A 20,646-nucleotide genomic window follows, 5' to 3' on the forward strand; every position below is an offset into this window, starting at 1 on the left:
CCTAGGACTCATAGTAGGAACGCAGCTGCTGACTGCGCACGGGGTGGCGCAGCTTGCGCAGGGCCTTGGCCTCGATCTGGCGGATACGCTCGCGGGTGACGTTGAAGAGCTTGCCCACTTCCTCAAGGGTGTGGTCGCTCTTCTCGCCGATGCCGAAGCGCTTGCGCAGGACTTGTTCCTCGCGCGGGGTGAGGTCGGAGAGCACCTGGGCGATCTGCTCGGCCAACTTGGTGTTGACCACTTCGTCGGCAGGAGCCACGGCCTTCTTGTCCTCGATGAAATCGCCCAGGCTCGAATCTTCTTCGTCACCGATGGGGGTTTCCAGGGAAATGGGCTCCTTGGCGATCTTGAGCACCTTTTTGACCTTCTCCAGCGGATAGTCCATGCGCTCGGCGATCTCCTCCGGGGAGGGGTCGCGGCCCAGCTCCTGGACCAGGTAGCGGGAGGTGCGCACCAGCTTGTTGATGGTCTCGATCATGTGCACCGGAATACGGATGGTGCGGGCCTGATCGGCGATGGCGCGGGTGATGGCCTGACGGATCCACCATGTGGCGTAGGTCGAGAACTTGTAGCCGCGCTGATATTCGAATTTGTCCACAGCCTTCATGAGGCCGATGTTGCCTTCCTGGATGAGGTCCAGGAACTGCAGGCCGCGGTTGGTGTATTTCTTGGCGATGGACACGACCAGGCGCAGATTGGCGCGAATGAGTTCCTGCTTGGCGTCAAGGGCGTCGGTGTTGCCCTTGCGGATGCGCCACAGGATCTCTTCGAGCTGATCCACGTCATGCATGGCGTTTTCCTGCAGCTTGCCGAGGATCTCGATCTTGCCGTTGACCATTTCCTTGAAGGAAAAAAGCTCTTCCATGGTCATGCCGAGCTGATCGGCGGCGGCCACGGGATTGATGGTGCGCTCTTCGAGCTGCTTGAAAATGCCGAAGATCTCATCCTGGGATTTGCCCAGAGACAGGATATAGGCCGAAAGGTCGCGGCGGCAATTGTGCATCTGGCGCACGTAATCGCCGACGGTCTCGATGATGCGGTCGATGAGCGTCTTTTCAAGCTTGATGTCGCGCAGGCACTGCACAACGCCTTCCTTGTAGTCCATGATCTTCTTCTGCACGCCGAAAACGCGCTTATCGAGAGTCGCGCACTCGTCGAGACGGGTGTAGAGGGGCTTCTTCTTGCGGTAGATGTTCTTCACATCCTCCAGCAGCTTGATGACCCGCTCGCGCTGGTTCATCTCCTCTTCGGACGGATCGTCCTCCTCGATGGTCTTGACCACGTCTTTGAGCTTCATGCGGCCCTTTTTGAGGTCCTCGCCGACACGCACAAGTTCCTCGACGGCCACGGGCACTTCGACCAGGGCGTACATGACCTCAAGCTCGCCGGCTTCGATCTTCTTGGCGATGTAGACTTCGCCGTCGCGGTCCAAAAGGCCCACGGCGCCCATCTCACGCAGATACATGCGCACGGGGTCGTTGCTGCGCGAGGAATAATCCGCGCCGTCCTCGTCTTCGGCCAGTTCGAGCTTTTCCTCTTCCTTGGGCTCCTCGCCATCGTCCTCGGCGATCTCGATCCCGCGAGAGAGCTTCTCGTCGACGATATCAATGTCCAGCTGATCGAAAATGACAATGATTTCTTCTATCTGTTCCGGAGTGTTTACTTCGGAAGGCAGGGCCTTGTTGAGTTCATCGAAGGTCAGAAAACCCTTTTTCTTCCCTTCGGCAATCAGCGCCTGAATTTGCTGAACATCCTTGATATTGCTCATCCGTTCCCCCCAAAGTTGATAAAAACTTTTCGTCCGCCGACGTGAAAATCCGCTTTCAGCACTGCGTCTTGGCCTGGATCAAGGCCAAAAGACGAAGCTCTTCCTGGAAATCCCCGCTCTGCCGGGCCTTGCGCAAACCTGAGTTGAGACTCTCAAGATCGCGGCGCTGGCCGGTCTGACGCAAAAAATCCTGAACCTCGTCCCATTCGCTCCGGCCATCATCAACCGTGACGTCGGTGCGCATCTGGCACTGAACATAAAACTGCTTCTCGCCCTGATCCATGCGGCTCAGGACTTCATGCGGGCTGACCCCGAAAATCTTGCTCCAAAAAATTCTGCCCCGTTCCGTGGCCAGAGCCTCGCCAAGCCCGAGCTCATGCAGCTGCCCGTGGTATTCGGGGAAGCGCACGGCAAAGGCCAACAGGTTCTTGTCGAGCTGGGAAGGCTTGCACTGCTCCAGACGCGCCGGAGCAGACGCGGTCGCGTCAGCACCTTTCTCACCCAGCGTTCGACGCAATTCGGTTTCCGAAAGTCCGAGTCCTGCGGCCAATTTGGGCAGGTAATAGGACTTCCAGTCCAGCTTCTTAAGCCGCGACATGAAACCCGTGGCCCAGTTCAGCACGTCCTTGGGGGACTGATTGGCGGACAGCTGCCGCAGACAGTAATCAAGTCCGTCCACGGCCTGAGCGGAAAGCTCAAGCAGGCTCTCCCGGCCGTTCTTCTGCAGCACGGAGTCCACGTCTTCGCCCTCGGGCATAAGCAGCACCCTGCATTTGAGGCCCTGGGTCAAAATCATCTCGGCGCTGCGCAGGGCTGCCTTGCGCCCCGCATTGTCCCCGTCGAAAACCAGATCAACCTGCCCGACCAGTCCCGAGAGGCGGTGCACCTGCTCGGGAGTGAGCGCGGTGCCCAGCACCCCGCAGCTGTTCTCGAAGCCGAACTGGTGCAGGCTTAAGACGTCCACGTAGCCTTCGGTCAGGAGCACGCTCTTGGAGTGGGACATGGCCCGCCGGGCCTGGTACAGGCCGTAGAGATGCTCGCCCTTGGTGTAGATGGGCGTCTCGCTCGAATTCAGGTACTTCGGGCCGTCCCCGTCCACCAGGCTGCGGCCGCCAAAGGCCACGGTCTGGGCCGACAGGTTCATGATCGGAAAAATGAGCCGCTCACGAAAGCGGTCGTAATAGCTGCCCTTGGCCGACTTGCTGACCAGCCCGGCCTTTTCGGCGACGGCCTCGGGAAACCCGCGCCCCCGCAAATGATCGCGCAGCTCGTTCCAGCCCGCCGGGGCCCAGCCCAGGCAGAAGCGCTCCACGATCTCGGAGGCCAATCCACGCCGCGCGATGTAATCCCGCGCAGCCTGACCAGGGGCGCGGCCAAGCACCTCCCGGTAAAAAACAGCAGCCAGGGCATGCATGTCCAGGCACTGGGAGCGGGAAATCTCGCCCGGCGCCATATACTCGGGCCGCCGGCGGACCTCCAGGCCCGCCTCCCGCGCCAGCGCTTCCACGGCCTCGACGAATTCCAGGCCATTGATGGCGCGGTAGAATTCGATGATGTCGCCTGAAGCCTGACATCCGAAACAATAATAAAAGCCCCCTTCCGGATTGACCGAAAAGGACGGCTTGGTTTCCTGGTGGAACGGACACGGAGCGACCAGTCTGTTGCCGGCCGGCCTGAGCTCGACATGTCTTCCGATCACGTCCTCAATGCGCAGGCGGGCCTTGATCTGGGCGATCAGTCCTTGATCGAACGTGCTCATCCGGCTCCGATGAAAAAAATTAATCCGCCAGGGCCACCTTGGTCACGCCGTCACCGCCTTCATCCGCATTTCCCAAACGAAAATCGCCCACGGCCCTGGATCTTTTCAAGTGCTCATGCACCATCCGGCGCATGGCTCCCGTGCCCATCCCATGTATGATCTCGACCTCGGTCCGTCCGGCGAGCAGCGCCTTGTCCAGAAAACGGGACAGCTCCGACTCGGCCTCATCGGCCCTCATACCCCGCAGATCAAGACGCAGGGGAGTCACCGGAGCAGGGGCGCTCTTGAGCACAACCTTGCCTCCATCATGTCTTTCCTTTGCGCTGGCCTGCACGTCAGAGAGCCCTACCCAGAGCGAAACCCCGCCCATGTCGAGGCGCACGCGCTCTTTCTTGCCGTCGATTTCCTGCACCAGACCTGTTTTGTTCCAGGGCAGATAAAGCAGGACCTGCCCTTGGGCAATGGCCTGGATGGAAAGTTTCTCGATCGTCTCGTCCGTTTCGGGCGATGGAGCCACGCTGTCGCGCAACTGGGCGATCTCTTTCAAGGCTTCCTTGCGTCCGCGCCGCCCTTCGCGCCACTGACGCATGATCTCCTGAGAGGCCTCGCGCAGTTCCTTTTGCATGCGGCTTCTCTCTTGATCGAGCTTTTCGAGCTTGCGGGAAAACTTGAGTTCAAGGTCGCGGGTGCGGGCACGGACCTTGTCCAATTCCTCTTCCTTGGCCGCCGCCAGACGATTGAGGCGCTCGAAAATCTCCTCGGCATCGCCCGCATCAAGGTACAGGTAATCCTGGGCCCGAGCCAAAATGGACTCCGGGAGTCCCTGCTCCCGGGCCACATCAAGGGCCCGGCTGGCGCCAACCTGATCGTAGCCGAGCTTGAAGAGCGGCTTTCTGGTGTCCGGGGAAAAAATGACCGATGCGGCGCGAACCCCGTCTTTCGAGAGTCCATACGCCTTGAGCGCCGGAAAATGCGTCGCCGCGCCGACCCAGGCCTGGCGCTCAAGCAGGCCGTCGACCACGGCCTGGGCCAGGGCCGCGCCCTGACTGGGATCGGTGCCCACGCCGAATTCATCGAGGATGACCAGGGTGTGCGTGTCGATCCTGGGCCAAACCTCGCTGAAATGCCGGATCTGGGCCGTGAACGTGGACAGGCTCTGCTCGATGGACTGCTCATCGCCCATGGAGACGACAAAATTATTCCAGAACGGCAACGTGCTGCCTTCGGCCGCGGTGACGGGCAGCCCCGCGTGAGCCATGAGGCCAAGCAGCCCCAGGGTCTTCAGGCACACTGTCTTGCCGCCCGCGTTGCCGCCGGTGATGATCAGCGCACGCTGCCCCTGCTTGAGCTCAAGATCAACGGGCACGACATGGTCCTGCCCGAAGACCAGCAGCGGATGCCGCGCCTGGGTCAGAGAGAGCGGCCCATCCGGCGCGATATCGACGACATGGGCATCGCTATGGCGGGCAAAATGGCAAATGGCCAAAAGCCCGTCGAAGCGCACCAGCTCATCGAAGGTGAGTTCGATGGCGCGCTGTTCAGTGCGGACCAGTTCGCTCAGAAAACGCAGGACCTTCTGCTCTTCGGCGCGCTCCTCCTGCTTGTATTCCTGCAGGTCGTTGTTGAGCTCGACCAGAAAAAGAGGCTCGAAATAACAGGTCTCCCCGGTCTGGGAATAGTCGTGCACTATGCCTTTGAGGCGTCCCTTGAAATTGTTCTTGAGAGCCAGGACGTAGCGATCGGAGGAGATGGTCAGAAATTCATCCTGCAGAATGAACTGCAGATCCTTGTTCTGAAAGAAATCCTGAACCTTGCGGGTGCACATCTGATGCACGCGGCGGATCTCCTGACGCACGGAATAGAGTTCGGGCGAGGCTTCGTCCCGAATCGTTCCGTCAGGGGCAAGGCAACGTGACAGGCCGGACCAGGTTTTGGGCGGAAGCGTCAGCCCCGCCACCAACGCGGCCAGGCCGGGATAGCGCTCCGCGTCGGCAGGTCCGAGACGCTCCAGAAGAGCCGCAGCCACTTTGAGCATCTCAAAGAGCCCGATGAGCCCATCCACGTCAAGAAAGGCCAGGGGACTCTGCAGATAGGCAAACACCCCGGCCACATCGGGAAAGGCCGCCAGTCGCACATCCTTGAAGGCGCAAAAATGGATGGCCTCCCGGACCAGGGCCGAGCGCTCGGCGATGCGTACGGGATCGGTTTCAGGCAAAAGCGAAAGGCAGGCATCCCTGCCCGCCTCACTGACCGCGAAGTGCGAAAGATGCTGCAGGACCTTTGGATATTCCAGCAGCTGCAATGTTCTTGAATCCATAGGATTACGACGAAAGCTTGGCGCGCACCAGCGCGCTGAGTTCCTTTCCGTCAACACGGCCGGCATGTTCGCCAAGAATGGCGTTCATAACCTTGCCCATGTCTTTCATGCCGGAAGCTGCGAGGGTTTGGATGGTCGCGACCACAGCCTCTTCCAATTCGTGCGGGGAAAGGGCCGTGGGGAGGTAGGCGCGCAGGATGAGGTGCTCGCGCTCCTCGATTTCAGCAAGATCGATCCGGCCCGCGGCCCGGAACTGATCAATGGATTCCTGGCGCTGTTTGACCTGTTTGGCCACAACGTCCAGGATTTCGCTGTCGGTCAGCTCGCGACGGAGATCGACCTGCTTGTTTTTGACGGCTGCCTTGAGCATTCTCAAGACAGCCACCTCGTCAGTCTTTTTGGCCTTGAAAGCGGTCAAATAGTCCTTTTCAATGCGCGCATAAAGACTCATTACATTACCTGCATTTTACGGATCTTCTTCAGCAGTCTTTTCTTGGCCGCAGCTTCCTTCTTCTTCTGGATGCTGGGTTTTTCGAAATGCTGACGCTTTTTCAACTCGGAAAGGATACCTGCCTTCTCTACCTGCTTCTTGAACTTACGCAGGGAGTAGTCAAACGTATCGCTGTCACCCATGTATACACCTGGCAAACGGATCACCTCCCGTTCTCGATCTGGCCCTGCCGGCTTGGTGGCGAGCAGGAAATTTTGTCTATTATGCAAACCTGGGGCGCATGGCAAGAAAAATAAGGGACAAAAAAAAGGGGCGCTCATGCAACCCCTTATCAAAGCATCATGAAAATCAGGCTAGGAAATCTTTTCCTTAACGGTCTCGGCCAGAGACTTCAGAATAACCACGCCGACTCCGCTGCCTATGATGAAAAGCACAGCATAGAGTACTCCGAAAAAAATGGCATGATCAGGCTGCCACCAAGGCAAATCCTGAGGCAGTGGGCTCTGAACAGTTTCCCCGTGCAGCATAGGTCCCCCTCGCGGTAATTACTTGATTGCGTCTTTGAGTTCCTTGCCGGGCCGGAACTTGACAACCTTGCAAGCGGGAATCTTCAGTTCTTCGCCGGTGCGGGGGTTACGTCCGGTGCGAGCCTGACGCTCTTCAACCACGAACGTTCCAAATCCGGTGAGGGTCATCTTCTTTTCAGTCACCAGAGTTTCCTGGACGGCCTTCAGAAATTCAGTCAGCGCGCGCTCGGCATTCGCCTTGGTCAATCCAGCCTTTTCCGCCATCTTTGCAACCAATTCAGCTTTCGTCATCAGTCTTCCTCCTTTGCAGTAAATTACCAACGGGTGCGTGAAACTCTCCAGAAGTCTCATGGGCTCACAACCGTCAACACTTGGCACATTCAGCCTGATCTTGAAATTTCCCGGACAACGGCTGCGACACTTCCTACTGGAAGGAAAGAAACATGTCCATAGGGCTTCAGCACTTAGCCCACCGCCCTTTCCGGCGCAAACGCTCAGTGGGCAGGCAAACAGAATTTCACCTGCAAAGTCAAGCTTATTTTCAAAAATACTCCGGTAAACCCTGCCCTGACGGGCATTTCGCGCTTTTTGCCGCCTCATTTTTCGGATCGAGAACCCGAGCCAGGGATCGCAACGCATCCGGACTCAATTCTTCGGGCCGGACCCGCCTGTCCACTCCCAGTTCCCCGCACCACGTCTCCACCGCTTCAGACCAGTGGGCCTTGAGGATCGTACCCAGCTGTTTGCGGCGCTGCTGAAAAAGGATCTTCACCGTCCAGGACAGGGCCGCGGCATCCTCCCAGGCCGGATCGGGCCGGGGCAAAAAGCGCACAATGGCCGAGTCGACCTTGGGTTGCGGACGAAAGACATGCGGCGGAACCGTGAACACGTATTCGCCACGCACAAAGTTCCCGACCCAGGCCGAGAGCGCGCCATAGGTTCTGCTCCCTTCCTTGGCCGTCAGGCGCAGGGCCACCTCTTTCTGGACCATGAAGAGCATGCTCCTAAAAGAGCGGCAGCGGCTGACCATCTCCCAGATCATGGGCGAGGCCACGTTGTAGGGCAGGTTTCCGATCAGGGACAGGCCGGGCAGACGCCGCGTTCCCTCCCAGCAAAAATCCAGCCCGTCGGCGTGGACCACGCCAACCGCAGGAAACTCCGCCTTGATCCAGCTCACCAATTCGGAATCCTTTTCAAGCGCCATGACCGGGCCGTCGTGCCCGGCCAGAATACGGGTCAATGCGCCTCTCCCCGGGCCGATCTCAAGCACCGGGTCTCCCGGCGCAAGCTCAAGGCTGGCGACGATACGCCTGCAGATATTGGGATCAGACAGAAAATTCTGCCCCAGAGAGCGCTTGGGAGCGAAAAAAGAGGCTCTATCCACGGCGGGGCATCCGGCGTTGCCGTTCGAGCCTGCGCTTGGCACGACGGTCATGATAGATGAGCACGGCGCGCAGGGTGACGAAATAGGTGATCATGGCCAACGGAATACCGGCGATGAACCCGCCCAGGGTGGTGATAAGCAGCCACTTCCAGCTGCGCTGCAAAAGTTCCAGAAGCGGCAGGTTCAAGAATTCGTGAATGCTCAGGTGTGCAACGTCCACCGGCACAAAAACCTTGCCCAGCATGTACAGCAAGGGGAAAATCAGGGCCCAGTTGAAGGGGTTGCTCCACCAGGTCCCGAGGGCGGCAGCGATGATATTGCCGCGCATGACAAAGGCAAGAGCCACTGCGATGGCCATCTGCAGGGACAAAAAGGGCAAAGCGCCGGCAAACACGCCCAAGGCCAACCCTAGAGCGATGGACTCGGCCGGGGCCTTGATGCGCACGACACGCAGATAGGAATAGCGGCTCAAACGAGCGATTTTAACCCAGATTCTTTCCATGAATTCACATAAAAAAAGGCAGCTGGAGTTTCCAGCATGCCTTGGTTTCCGGCGTAAGCAAATTACCTTTGCCGTCGATGTATTGCCCTGCCGTGCGGATTGTCAATTCATTTCAATCCGCGCCGCGCCCGGCTCCGGCACAGGGAGATAATGGGCAGGACCAGCCTGCCCCGATCCTCAAGCCACCGGGGGCGTGAACACTCTCGTGGCCATATCCCGGTCCATCATGAAGAGGCCTCCGCCATCGGAGCCCAGGAGGCGCAGCTTCTGCACGACCTCGTTCACGCTGTCCTCTTCCTCCACCTGCTCATCCACAAACCAGCCAAGGAAACTCGCCGTGGCGTGATCCTTTTCCTTGATGGCCAGATCAACGAGGCTGTTGATCCTGCTCGTGATGTAGGCCTCATGTTTCTGCGCGGCTTCCATGGCCGCCAGGGGGCTTTCCCATTCAAACTGCGGCTTCTCGATCGCATCCAGAGTCACGCGCCCGCCGCGTTCACTCACGTAGCGGAAAAACTTCATCGCGTGAAAGGTTTCCTCCTGGTTCTGGACCGTCATCCAGTTGGCGAACCCGCCCAGATTCTTGTCCTGGAAATAGGCCACCATGGCCAAATACAGGTATGCGGAAAACATCTCCGCGTTGATCTGTTCGTTGAGCGCTTTTTCTATCTTGGGACTTATCATCGGTCACCTTCCTTCAAAAAATATTTGTAATTAAAGTAGCTTTTTAACAGCGCCAAGCACCGCGGCATAGTCGGGTTCGTGGGTCAGTTCGGGCACGACCTGCACGTAGGCCACCTTGCCGCCGGCGTCTATGACGAAGATCGCCCGGGCCAGCAGGCGCAGGCCGTCGATGAGCACGCCGTATGCCTGCCCGAAGGAGGCAGTCTGATAATCGGAAACGGTCTGCACGTTCTCAACGCCTGCGTTGCCGCACCAGCGTTTCTGGGCAAAGGGCAGGTCCATGCTCACGGTCAGGACCTTGACCTTGTCGCCCAGGTTCTGGGCTTCCTGATTGAAACGCCGCGTCTCCATGTCGCAGACAGGAGTATCCAGGGACGGCACGGCGGAGATGATCACGACCTTGCCCTTGAGACTCGAAAGGGACACGGGACCAAGATCATTGTCGACCACTGAAAAATCAGGAGCAGCCATGCCAGGAGTGATCTCCGGGCCGAGCAGGGTCAGAGGATTTCCCTTCATCGTCACTACGTTATCTCTTTTATTCATAGCAGTCTCCGTTGTTTGAGGTCGGGGCGCCGTGACTCACCACAAAGACGCCGATCCGACCGGTTTATCGGTAGCAGTTTGCATTCTAAGGCTTTCAGCCGTCCGCGCAAGGGGAAAGATGCATTTTCAGCTCTTGCGTACACGCAACCGCTCCCAAAGCACAGACGTTTTGGCCGCTGGTCAACCGCCCCGCCCCCTGCTACACCGCCCCCATGCACGCTTCCCGACTGGTTTTCCTGGGCCTGGACGGCCTGCCCTGGTCCCTGGCCCAAAACCTCTGTGCCCAGGGTCTGCTCCCGAACCTCGCCACCATCGCAGGCACCCCCGGCTGCCGGGCCATTTCGGCCGAACTGCCCGAACTCTCGCCCGTGAACTGGACCAGCCTCTTCACCGCGTCCGCGCCAGGCGAGCACGGGGTGTACGGCTTCACCCGCCTCGACCCGCAAAGCTATGAGCTGCAATTCACGGACTTCACCCATGTGCACGGGGCGACCATTTTCGAACGTCTGGCGGACAAGGGCCTGTTCAGCAAGGTCGTGAACATGCCCAACCTTGCCCCGGTGCGGCCCATGCGGTCCATGCTCGTGGCCGGATTTCCGGCCCAGGAGCTGCAGGGTTCCGTGCACCCTCCTGCCCTGGAAGGCATCCTGGCCGACCACGGCTACACCATTGAGGCCGACACCGTGCGCGGGGCCACGGACCCGGCCTTTCTGCTGGACGACCTGCATCGCTCCCTGGCGTGCCGGCAAAAGGCCCTTGACCTTTTGTGGCCGGACCTGGCCTGGGACCTGTTCTTCTTCGTGCTGACGGAGACGGACCGACTCGGCCATTTCCTCTTTCCCGCCCTGGTGGAGCCCTACCATCCCTGGCGCTCCGAAGCCCTGCGCTTCATGGCCGCCTGGGACCGCCTCATCGGAAAATTCTTCGCCCGCTATCAGGCCCTCCCGGAACCAAAGCGCCTGCTGATCATGGCCGACCACGGCTTCACGACCCTCACGCAGGAGGTCGACCTGAACGCATGGCTTCGCGACCAGGGCCTGCTGCACCTCTCCCGCCAGCCTGCCGGCGAATGGGACGCGCAGGCCATAAGTCCGGCAACAAAGGCTTTTGCCCTTGACCCGGGGCGCATCTACCTGCACGCAAGACAGCGTTTCGCGCGCGGCGGGCTGTCCGTTCCCGAGGCCGACCGGCTGGGTGCGGAACTGGCCGACGCCCTGTCCCGTCTGACCTGGCGGGGGCGAACGGTCATCCGTCACGTATTCCAAGGCCGAAGCCTGTATCACGGCGCCCAGGCCCACCTGGCTCCAGACCTGGTGCTGGTCCCGCAGTCCGGATTCGACCTGAAGGGCAAATTTGGCCGCACGGACATGTTCGGCCATTTCGGCCGCCAAGGCATGCACACAGCCGACGACGTGTTTTTTTACGATTCCATGGGCGCATCCGCCCGTACACCGACAGAGGTCGGCCAGGCAATTCTGGACCACTTCGACATTCCCGCCGCCACCTTTGAGGTCTGAAGAATCATGCGCATCGACTATCAGAACGACTTGAATCCCGCCCAGTACGAGGCCGCAACCACCCTTGAAGGACCCGTGCTGGTCATCGCCGGAGCCGGCTCGGGCAAGACCCGCACCGTGGTCTACCGCCTGGCCAGGCTAGTTGAATCCGGCGTATCCCCGGCCGAGATCCTGCTTTTGACCTTCACCCGCAAGGCCTCCTCGGAGATGCTGCACCGCGCGGGAGGCCTGCTGGGGCATCAGGGTCTGGGACACGTGCGCGGCGGCACCTTCCACGGCTTCGCCTATTCCCTGCTCAAGCAGCATGCGGGCCTGCTGGGCTTCGAGCGCGGGGCCACGGTTATGGACCGCTCCGATGCGGAAGAGATACTCAGTCAGGCCAAGGATCGCCTGAAGATCGGCAAGGGCGACCGCAAATTTCCCAAAAGGGCCACGATCATCGGGCTCTACAGCAAAAGCCGCAACAAGGAGCTCTCCCTGGAGCAGGTGCTGCGCCAGGAAGCCTATCACCTGGGCTCCTACGAGGACGACCTGCGCCGACTGCTCGAAGAATACGAGCGCATCAAGCAGGAGTGCGGACTCCTCGATTACGACGACCTGCTTTTTCTGCTGGAACGCCTGCTGACCGAGCATCCGCAGGTCCGCGAAGCCGTGACCTCGTCCATCTCCCACATCATGGTCGACGAGTACCAGGACACCAACCTCGTGCAGGCGCGGCTGGTCGGCCTTCTGACCAAGCCCGGCGACACGAGCCCCAATGTCATGGCCGTGGGCGACGACGCCCAGTCGATCTACGCCTTTCGCGGCGCCAACGTGAAAAACATCCTTGATTTTCCCAAGACCTTTCCCGGCACAAAGCTCATCAAGCTTGAACAGAACTACCGCTCAACCCAGCCAATCCTGGAATTGACCAACGCCATTCTGGACGGTTTCCGCGAGAAGTTCGCCAAACGCCTCTTTTCCGAGCGCACGGACTCGCGTCTGCCGGAGCATGTGCTGCCCTTCTCGGACCGCAGCCAGGCCCGCCTGGTCGCGGCCAAGGTGGTGGAACTGTCCCGCACCTATGCCCTGGACCAGATCGCGGTCCTGTTCCGGGCCGGATATCAATCCTACCATGTGGAAGTGGAGCTGAACAAGATCGGGCTTGGCTTTCGCAAATACGGCGGGATCAAATTCTCCGAAGCCGCGCACATAAAAGATGTCCTGGCCTGCCTGCGCCTTGCCCAGAACACGTCGGACATCCCGGCCTGGCAGCGCATCCTCGGCAATGTGCCTGGCATCGGCCCCAAGAGCGCACAAAAAATCCATCACGCGGCCATGATCAACGATCAAGCCTTCATCAAGGCCCAGCGCGCCAAGCGGCCGGCTCTCGACGACCTCTTGCGCGTGCTCGATACCCTGCGCACCCAGGTCATGCGGCCGTCCACGGCCATCACCTTCGTGCTCGAATACTACCTGCCCGTGCTGCGCGAAAAATTCCCCGACGACTACCCGCGCCGCGAAGCGGGCCTCGAAGAGCTGGTCCAGATCTCCCTCAGCTATGACGATACCGCCTCCTTTCTGGGCGACCTGAGCCTGGACAGCCCCGATGCCGAGGAGGAGCGCGGCCAGGCCGTGACCCTGTCCACGGTGCATTCGGCCAAAGGTTTGGAGTGGGACGCGGTGCTGGTCATCGATCTGGTGGAGGACCGCTTCCCGTCCCGCCACGCCATGAACGACAGCGACGACTTCGAGGAAGAGCGCCGCCTCATGTACGTGGCCTGCACCCGCGCCCGCGACAGCCTGATCCTTTTCTCCCCCGAGGCCCTCTACAGCCGCGAACTCTCCGCCACCACCCCGGCCCGAGTCAGCCCTTTCCTGCAGGACATCCCCGCCCATCTGCTGAGCCGCTACCGCGAGCAGTTCACGGGCGGCGTGGGCCTGCAAACCCTGCCCACGCCCCGACGCACGTCGGAGAGCACGTCGGCCCATATCTCCCGCCCGGGACCGGGCGAAGATTTCGAGGCCCCGGCGCCAAGGCCCGCATCCAGCACCCAGACCCCGGTGCAGGGCACCTACTGCCGGCACAAGATCTTCGGCCGCGGCAAGGTGGTCCAGCGCGTGGAACCGAACAAGTACAAGATCAACTTCCCCGGATTCGGGCTGAAGCTCATCATCGAGGATTTCGTGGAACTGGAATAGAAAACGGGACGCGCTTTTGGACGCATCCCGTTTCTAAACCGACTCGCCTCATATCCCCGAAGGGACGGACCCTAGCAGACCATGACCTTGACGTAGGCGAAAAGCGCGTCGTCTTCCACGTCCTGACCCAGGCGGTCGAAAATGTCCTTTAAGGCCTGGCACTCCGTGGCGAAGATGTTCTCTTCCCCGATGCGATCAAAAAGCCCGGTGGCGCGCATCACGTCGAGCACCTGTTTCTTGAGCCCCGAAAAGACGATCTGCACTCCGGTCTCGCGCAGCTGGCCCACCAGATTCTGCAGCATCTCCTCTCCCGATGAATCCATGGAATTGATGGCGTCCCCGACCACGAGCAGGAACTTCGCGTCCTTGTGATCGGCCACGGCTTTGAGCACCATGTCCTCGAAATACGTCACATTGGCGAAATACAGCGAGCCGTCAAAGCGCATGACCGTGACCAGGGTCGAGGTGGCCAGGGTCTGGTGCACGCTGACATCCCGCAGGGTCCCGTCAGTATAGCGGCCGAGCACCGCCACGCGCGGAGCCATGGAACGATAGAGGTAGAGGCCGATGGACAGGGCCGCGCCGGTCAGGATGCCCTTGTCCAGGTGCGGCGCTGCGAGCAGCGTCACGGCAAAGGTCACCAGCGCGACAACGCCGTCTCCCCGGTTGGCCTTCCAGGTGTGCACGAAGGCATGGGGCGTGATCAGGCTGATTACCGCCATGACGATGATCACGGCCAACACGGCTTTGGGCAGATGATAGAGCAGGGGCGTGAAGAACACGAGGGTTACGGCCACGAAGACGCCATTGAAGACCATGGCCAGCCCTGTCTTTGCCCCGGCCTGCATGTTGATGGCCGAACCCGTGAAGGAGCCGCAGGCCGGATAGGCCTGAAAAAAGGACCCGCCAATGTTGGCCAGACCCTGGCCAATGAGCTCCTGATTGGGATCGACATGCTGCCGGGCCTTGCTGGCCATGGCCTTGGCCATGGAGATGGACTCCATGAAGGCGACCAGGGCGATGATCAGGGCCGAAGGCAGTAATTGCCGCACCGCATCGAAACTGAGCGTCGGAAAAGTCAGGGCCGGCAGCCCCGCCGGGACCGAGCCGACAACATCCCCGCCGCCGACCAGCTTCATGACGCCGCCATCGACGCTTTTGATATGCCAGGCGCGGTCATCGGTCCTCATGCCCTCCGGAGAAGAGCCCCACTGGTAAAGAAGGCCTGTCTCCTCGCCCTCGGGACGCACGAAACGCAGCTGCCGCAAGCCGCGGAGGAGCTCGTTGTGCCGCCTTTCCATGGAGCGCATGTCCAGTTGCGCAAGCTCGGTCTGATGACGCAGCCCGGCGGCCATCCAGACGGAGTCATGCTTTTCCGCCTGCCGCTGCCGCGCGGAAAGCACGGCCACCTCGGCGCCCAGCTGTTCCATCCGCCGCAGATTCTCTTCATACTGCACCACCAGCTCCCGGGCCTGGGGGGTTGCGATGTCTTCCAGCACGGCGGTCCCGCGCTGATCGTAACCGATGGCGGCGCTGACCATGATGGTGATGACCACCGCAACAAGAACGCTGGCTTTGGCCAAGGCCGGAACCCTCTTGATCGCGAGGATGAGGGCCAGCCCGAAGACGGTCATCCCCAGGGTCGGCAAATGGGTCTGCGGAAGGAGGCGCAGCATCTCCCAGACATCCCCCAGAAAAAAGTCACTGCGGCCTTTGGGAATACCCAGCAACAGGTCCAGCTGTGACAACCCGATGATGATCGCGGCCGCATTCATGAACCCGAGAATGACCGGATGGGACACGAAATTGACGATGGTTCCAAGCTTGACCACCCCCAAAAGGAGCTGCACGAGACCAACCAGACAGGTCAAAAGGAGTGCGAAGCCGATGTATTCAGGCGTGTTCGAGACCGCCAGCGGAGTCACGGCGGCGGCGGTCATGAGCGAGACGATGGCGACCGGCCCCGTGGCCAATTGCCGGGAAGATCCCCACAAGGCCCCGACAATGGCCGGCACGAAGGCCGTGTACAGGCCGAAATAGAGGGGCAGACCGGACAACTGGGCATAGGCCATGGCCTTGGGCACGAGCACCAGGGCTCCGGTTATGCCTGCCATGAGATCGGCCCGCACGGTCAGCGCGCTGAGCGGAAACCAGGCGAGAAAGGGAAAGAATCGCAAAAGCCTGACCGACATGAGACCGTTCCTTGTCAAATGATTCGAAGAAGAAGCCAAAACCCACGGCACGCACCCGGCGACTGTTGAATTCCGCGGAAGCCTTTCAAAAAGCGTTCTGGCAAGGCGCGAGCCGATTCCGGAGGGTGAAGTATAGCTTACCTACATGAGCCCTCCGGAATCGGGGAGCAACGCAGTCCAGAACGTTTTTTGGAAGGCTTCCTAGGCGGTGACTACCAGTACCGCGCAATGCGCCCAACCGCAGACCTCCTTGGTGACCCGGCCGCTGAACATCCTCGGCAGAGGTCCCGAGACCATGCCGCCGATCATGATCATGTCCACCGCGCGCTCTTCGGCGGCCCGCACGATGATGTTCGAGGGATGCCCGACCCCGGCCACGGCCTCGAAGTGAAGGTGCGGCCATCTCTCCAGGCCGCGGGCACAGATGTCCTCGACCATTTTCCTGGCCTCGGGCAGACCGCTCTCTCGCCGCGCGACGGCCACAAAGGTCAGCCGCTCCAGGGTCACGCAGCACATCCCGAGGCTTAGGGCCTCATCGACGGCCAGGCGGCTGTTCGGAGAATCGTCCACGGCCACCAGCACATGGGTTCCGGTCATCGTGAAATCCTTGGGGAGCATGAGCACCATGGGAAACCCGAGCCCGATGACCTTCGCGGTCATGCTGCCCACCAAGAGATACAACCGCCCGGCCCGGCCATGACGGCCCATGATGATGACATCGGCCTCGCGCATTCTGGCCTGCTCGACGATGGCGTGCTCAGGCACCGAGGACCCGACCACCACTGTTTCGCACTCCACCCCGCTGTCCCTGGCCATCTTGCGAACGTCTTCCAGATACGGAGCGATCTCCTGCTGTTTGCGCGTGACCTTGGCGTTGGCGGATTTGAGGGATTCGACATCGACTTTGACCACATGCAGGACTATCAAACGGGCGGCGCAGGCCTGGCCGAAAAAGATAGCCTCCTGCAGCGCCCCGTCACTGAAATGGGAACCGTCCGTGGCCAGAAGCAGAGTCTTGGCTTCACCCAGGAGGCTGGTGGAGAAGCGGTTCATGCGCGCTCCGAGGTTATGGTTGAAAACGTCATCATTGCTACCCTTTTCGCAATTTCAAGACAAGCATCGTACCAAAATTCACCAGGCAACAGTCCCGGGATTTGCGGCCAGGAGGGCGAGGGACGCATCTGGAGTGATTTAAGATCGCCTGATGTTTGACGGACAAAATGACGGGCAGTAAAGATACGTCCGCACCCCTGCCCCAGAACCCGCAGCAAGGATATTTTCATGAACCCTCGCGTCATCGGCACCGTTCGCTCCCATCTCGTAAGCCGCGAGCAGTGCCCCAAATACGGCGATGCCTCGATGCCTCCGGTCTGGATTGAACTGGCTCCGGATTTTGAACCCGCAGCCACGGACCTGCAGGTCGGAGACTCCATTCTGGTCCTGACCTGGATGCACCAGGGCGACCAGAGCGTGCTGCGCTGCCACCCTCAGGGAAACCGCGAACTGCCCATGCGCGGCATCTTCTCGACCCGCTCCCCGGACCGCCCCACGCCCATAGGCCTGCATGCGGTGCGCATCCTCGGCCGCGAGGGACTGCGCCTCAAAGTGCATCCCCTGGAGGTCATCGACGGTACCCCCGTCATCGACATCAAGCCCGACAACACCCCCTGCCCGGCCCAAACCGAATTCTCATCCCTGGTAAATCCCGACACGGGCCAGGCCATCCTAACGGCCGGCCGCGACGGCTGGCAGCGCGGCCTCTTCGCCGGATTCAACGGCAACGTGAGCATACGCCAGGGAGAACGCGTCGTGATCACGGCGACAGGCAGTGCCAAAGGGCATCTCTCCCCTAAGGACCTGGCCGTGGTCGACCTGTCCACGGGAACACCCGTGTCATCGGTGCGGGCCTCATCGGAAATTGCCGTGCATCTTGAGGTCTATCGTAATCAGCCCCGGGCAAAGGCCATCGTGCACACCCACCCGCCAAAGCTTCTGGCTCTGTCCCTGCGCGGCGAGGGTCCTCTGCTTGACCTCCCGCTCTTTGAAGGCCGGGTCTTCGCCGACAAGCTGACCCGCGTGCCCGCCCACCGGCCCGGCACTGTGGAACTGGCCCAGGCCGTGGGCCAGGCCAGCCGGGACTTCGAAGCCGTGTTCATGGACAACCACGGACTGGTCTGTTGGGGGGACTCCATGATCCAGGCGCTGGGACTCTCCGAAGAACTGGAGAGCCTGGCCGGGATCGCGATGACGCGCTAAGCTCAAAGCCCACGCCGAGGGGCGAACCTGGATTCGCCCCTTTTTTGTGCGCATTTTTCAAAATTAATCCTTGCCAAACCCAAAACACACATATATATACCCCGAGCATTTCTTGAGGGAATTCTCCCTTTTCCGCACGGCCCTTCTTGAGCATGTTCGCTCTTCGATTTGGTTCCACACGTTTTCGAAATGCTTGTTTTCCCGCCTTGGACAGTCGGCCTCACGGTAAAGGCCCGGTTCCAGAGCCGGGTTTTCTTTTGACCGCGAGGCCCATGCCCGCAAGGTATTATCATGACTACATTTTCTGAATTAGGCTTATCCGAACTGAGTATCCAGGCCCTGTCCCGCAAGGGTTTTGAAGAACCGACTCCCATCCAGATCAAGACCATCCCGGCCGTACTGACGGGCGACAGCGACATCGTGGCCCAGGCCCAGACCGGCACGGGCAAGACCGCGGCCTTTGGCCTGCCGCTGCTCGAAATGCTGGATCCGGACGTCCGGACGGTGCAGGCGCTGGTCCTCGCCCCCACCCGCGAACTGGCCATCCAGGTCGCGGAGGAAGTCAACTCCCTGCGTGGCGGCAGGACCATCAACGTCGCTCCCATCTACGGCGGCCAGTCCATGGAGATTCAGCTCCGGAGCCTCAAGAAAGGCGTGTCGGTGGTTGTCGGGACGCCGGGCCGGGTGCTCGACCATCTGCGCCGGGGCAGCCTGAACCTCTCCGGCATCCGCTTTCTCATTCTCGACGAGGCGGACGAGATGCTGAACATGGGCTTTCTGGACGACGTGCTGGAGATCATGGAGCAGACGGCCACCGAAAAGCGCACCATGCTTTTCTCCGCGACCATGCCGCCTGAAATCCTGCGCATCGCCAAAAAATACATGGGCGACTATCAGATCATCAAGGCTGTCTCCGAGCAGCTCACGGCCACCCAGACCGACCAGATCTACTTCGAGGTCGCCATGAGCGACAAATTCGAGGCCCTGTGCCGAATCATCGACATGGAGCCGGACTTCTACGGGCTTGTCTTCACCCGCACCAAGATCGACGCCGACGCCGTGTCCCAGCGTCTGATGGAACGCGGCTACGAGGCCGACACCCTGCACGGCGACATGTCCCAGAGCCTGCGCGAAAAGATGCTGATCAAATTCAAAAAGAAGCTGGTCACGATCCTGGTCGCCACCGACGTGGCCGCGCGCGGCATCGACGTGCACGACCTGACCCACGTCATCAATTTCGATCTGCCCCACGATCCGGAAGCCTATGTCCACCGCATTGGACGCACCGGCCGAGCAGGCAAGCAGGGCATCGCCATCACCTTCATCACGCCCTCGGAGTACCGCCGCCTGCAGTTCATCAGCAAGCACGCCCGCACGGACATCCGCAAGGCGCGGCTGCCCAAGGTCGCCGATGTCATCGACATGAAAAAAGGACGCATCCGGGCGGAGCTGCAGGAGATCATGACCACGGAACCGGAGCTTGAGTTCATGGGCATGGCCCAGGAGCTCCTCGACCAGAGCAAGCCCCGCGAAACCCTGGCCGCCCTCTTGCAGTACATGTTCCAGGAAGAGCTGGACGCCTCCAACTACAAGGAGATCGGCGACGCCTTTGTGGTGGACAAGACGGGCAAATCCCGCCTGTTCGTGACCCAGGGCCGCAAGGATGGACTGACGCCCAAGCGGCTGCTGACCTTCCTGGGCGACAAGTGCAACATCCCGCCCAAGAAAATCTGGGACATCCAGATCATGGAAACCTTCGCCTTTGTTTCATTGCCCTTCCAGGATGCCGAGAGGGTCCTGGCGATGTTCAACAAGGGCAAAGGCACCGAGCTTGCCTTCACCAAGGCCAAAGCCCGGCCCAGCGCCCCGGCCCCCAGAAGATAGCGCCGGAAAAATTACGAAAAAAAAGGCCGTGCAGCGATGCATGGCCTTTTTCATTTGAAAAGCCGCGCTCCCAGGCAGGGAACGCGGCTTTTTTAGTCCGGACCGACAGGAAGACCCTTAGGCTACGACGCCATATGCCTTGGGCGGCGCGCCGCAGATCGGGCATTTATCGGTGGGCTCGCCTTCGTGGATGTGCCCGCAGATGCTGCAGACGTAGTAGTCCACGGCCGCCAGTTCGCTCATCTGCTCCGCCGCCTTGGAGTAGAGGTTTGCGTGGCATTCCTCGGCCTGGTTGGCGAACACGAAATATTTTTCGGCGGCCTTTTCGCCTTCGGCCTTGGCGTCGGCGATCATGGCCGGATACATGGACTTGAACTCATGGGTTTCACCTGCCACGGCCTCTTTGAGGTTCTCGGCCGTGGAGCCGATGCCCTTCATGAGGCGCAAATGCGCATGGGCGTGGATGGTCTCGGCGTGAGCCGCGGCCCGAAACAATTTGGCGACCTGCGGGAGCCCCTCTTCTTCAGCCTTTTTGGCGAAAGCCAGATATTTGCGGTTAGCCTGGGATTCTCCGGCAAAGGCTTCTTTCAAATTATCGGTCGTCTTGCTCATCGGTATTCTCCTTTGATGTTTTGGTTATCAGGAATAATTCTCATCTTGCTAATGAAACCTTCTCCA

18 protein-coding genes are annotated in these 20,646 nt (G+C 60.4%); 4 read left to right on the forward strand and 14 right to left on the reverse strand.

The genetic code is table 11. From position 1 onward, the window contains the following. Position 1: 1 nt before the first annotated feature. The 10 genes from rpoD to tpx form a co-directional block, all read right to left on the reverse strand. Positions 2–1,768 (reverse strand): RNA polymerase sigma factor RpoD, encoded by a 1,767-nt coding sequence (rpoD, locus tag DBAC_RS12305; protein WP_015774625.1) that lies wholly within the window; start codon positions 1,766–1,768, stop codon positions 2–4. Between the two features lie 55 nt (positions 1,769–1,823). Further along, the gene (dnaG, locus tag DBAC_RS12310; RefSeq protein WP_015774626.1) at positions 1,824–3,527 is read right to left on the reverse strand and encodes a DNA primase; all 1,704 of its coding nucleotides are present in this window, start codon (positions 3,525–3,527) and stop codon (positions 1,824–1,826) included. A gap of 19 nt (positions 3,528–3,546) precedes the next feature. Then, positions 3,547–5,844: an endonuclease MutS2 gene (locus DBAC_RS12315; RefSeq protein WP_015774627.1), complete on the reverse strand. Its 2,298-nt coding sequence runs from the start codon at positions 5,842–5,844 to the stop codon at positions 3,547–3,549. A gap of 4 nt (positions 5,845–5,848) precedes the next feature. Continuing rightward, the gene (locus DBAC_RS12320; protein ID WP_015774628.1) at positions 5,849–6,295 is read right to left on the reverse strand and encodes a GatB/YqeY domain-containing protein; all 447 of its coding nucleotides are present in this window, start codon (positions 6,293–6,295) and stop codon (positions 5,849–5,851) included. After that, the gene (rpsU, locus tag DBAC_RS12325; protein ID WP_043810920.1) at positions 6,295–6,492 is read right to left on the reverse strand and encodes a 30S ribosomal protein S21; all 198 of its coding nucleotides are present in this window, start codon (positions 6,490–6,492) and stop codon (positions 6,295–6,297) included. Before rpsU ends, DBAC_RS12320 begins: the two co-directional genes overlap by 1 nt. 348 nt (positions 6,493–6,840) lie before the next feature. Further along, positions 6,841–7,113 (reverse strand): HU family DNA-binding protein, encoded by a 273-nt coding sequence (locus DBAC_RS12330; protein ID WP_015774631.1) that lies wholly within the window; start codon positions 7,111–7,113, stop codon positions 6,841–6,843. Between the two features lie 250 nt (positions 7,114–7,363). Further along, positions 7,364–8,206, reverse strand: a complete 843-nt coding sequence (gene rsmA / locus DBAC_RS12335) for a 16S rRNA (adenine(1518)-N(6)/adenine(1519)-N(6))-dimethyltransferase RsmA (RefSeq protein WP_015774632.1) — start codon at positions 8,204–8,206, stop codon at positions 7,364–7,366. Then, complete coding sequence (locus DBAC_RS12340; protein WP_015774633.1) at positions 8,199–8,708, reverse strand: DUF2062 domain-containing protein; 510 nt, start codon at positions 8,706–8,708, stop codon at positions 8,199–8,201. The genes rsmA and DBAC_RS12340 overlap by 8 nt, the downstream gene beginning before the upstream one ends. A gap of 177 nt (positions 8,709–8,885) precedes the next feature. Further along, the gene (locus DBAC_RS12345; protein WP_015774634.1) at positions 8,886–9,392 is read right to left on the reverse strand and encodes a ferritin; all 507 of its coding nucleotides are present in this window, start codon (positions 9,390–9,392) and stop codon (positions 8,886–8,888) included. 30 nt (positions 9,393–9,422) lie between these two features. Further along, entirely contained in the window at positions 9,423–9,938 is a 516-nt protein-coding gene (tpx, locus tag DBAC_RS12350; protein ID WP_015774635.1) for a thiol peroxidase, read from the reverse strand. A gap of 212 nt (positions 9,939–10,150) precedes the next feature. Between tpx and DBAC_RS12355 the strand changes: the two genes are divergently transcribed. Continuing rightward, positions 10,151–11,455, forward strand: a complete 1,305-nt coding sequence (locus DBAC_RS12355) for an alkaline phosphatase family protein (RefSeq protein ID WP_015774636.1) — start codon at positions 10,151–10,153, stop codon at positions 11,453–11,455. A 6-nt stretch (positions 11,456–11,461) separates the two neighbouring features. Continuing rightward, a complete protein-coding gene (locus tag DBAC_RS12360; protein ID WP_015774637.1) occupies positions 11,462–13,636 on the forward strand; it encodes an ATP-dependent helicase in 2,175 nt (724 codons plus the stop codon). A gap of 71 nt (positions 13,637–13,707) precedes the next feature. Here the strand turns inward: DBAC_RS12360 and DBAC_RS12365 are convergent, their stop codons facing one another. The 3 genes from DBAC_RS12365 to DBAC_RS19100 form a co-directional block, all read right to left on the reverse strand. Continuing rightward, positions 13,708–15,828: a SulP family inorganic anion transporter gene (locus DBAC_RS12365; protein WP_015774638.1), complete on the reverse strand. Its 2,121-nt coding sequence runs from the start codon at positions 15,826–15,828 to the stop codon at positions 13,708–13,710. Positions 15,829–16,029: 201 nt separating this feature from the next. Continuing rightward, positions 16,030–16,881: a universal stress protein gene (locus DBAC_RS12370; RefSeq protein WP_015774639.1), complete on the reverse strand. Its 852-nt coding sequence runs from the start codon at positions 16,879–16,881 to the stop codon at positions 16,030–16,032. Further along, a complete protein-coding gene (locus DBAC_RS19100; protein ID WP_143890927.1) occupies positions 16,878–17,111 on the reverse strand; it encodes a hypothetical protein in 234 nt (77 codons plus the stop codon). Before DBAC_RS19100 ends, DBAC_RS12370 begins: the two co-directional genes overlap by 4 nt. Here DBAC_RS19100 and DBAC_RS19105 point away from each other — a divergent pair. Then, complete coding sequence (locus tag DBAC_RS19105) at positions 17,110–18,084, forward strand: TrmO family methyltransferase domain-containing protein (protein ID WP_015774640.1); 975 nt, start codon at positions 17,110–17,112, stop codon at positions 18,082–18,084. The genes DBAC_RS19100 and DBAC_RS19105 overlap by 2 nt on opposite strands. 291 nt (positions 18,085–18,375) lie before the next feature. Continuing rightward, positions 18,376–19,968: a DEAD/DEAH box helicase gene (locus tag DBAC_RS12380; protein WP_015774641.1), complete on the forward strand. Its 1,593-nt coding sequence runs from the start codon at positions 18,376–18,378 to the stop codon at positions 19,966–19,968. Positions 19,969–20,085: 117 nt separating this feature from the next. On the opposite strand, the gene DBAC_RS12385 is transcribed toward DBAC_RS12380, so the two are convergent. Continuing rightward, a complete protein-coding gene (locus DBAC_RS12385) occupies positions 20,086–20,580 on the reverse strand; it encodes a rubrerythrin family protein (RefSeq protein WP_015774642.1) in 495 nt (164 codons plus the stop codon). Between the last annotated feature and the right edge of the window lie 66 nt (positions 20,581–20,646).

Origin of the sequence: Desulfomicrobium baculatum DSM 4028, assembly GCF_000023225.1 — a bacterium.
GTDB classification, from domain to species: Bacteria; Desulfobacterota; Desulfovibrionia; order Desulfovibrionales; family Desulfomicrobiaceae; genus Desulfomicrobium; species Desulfomicrobium baculatum.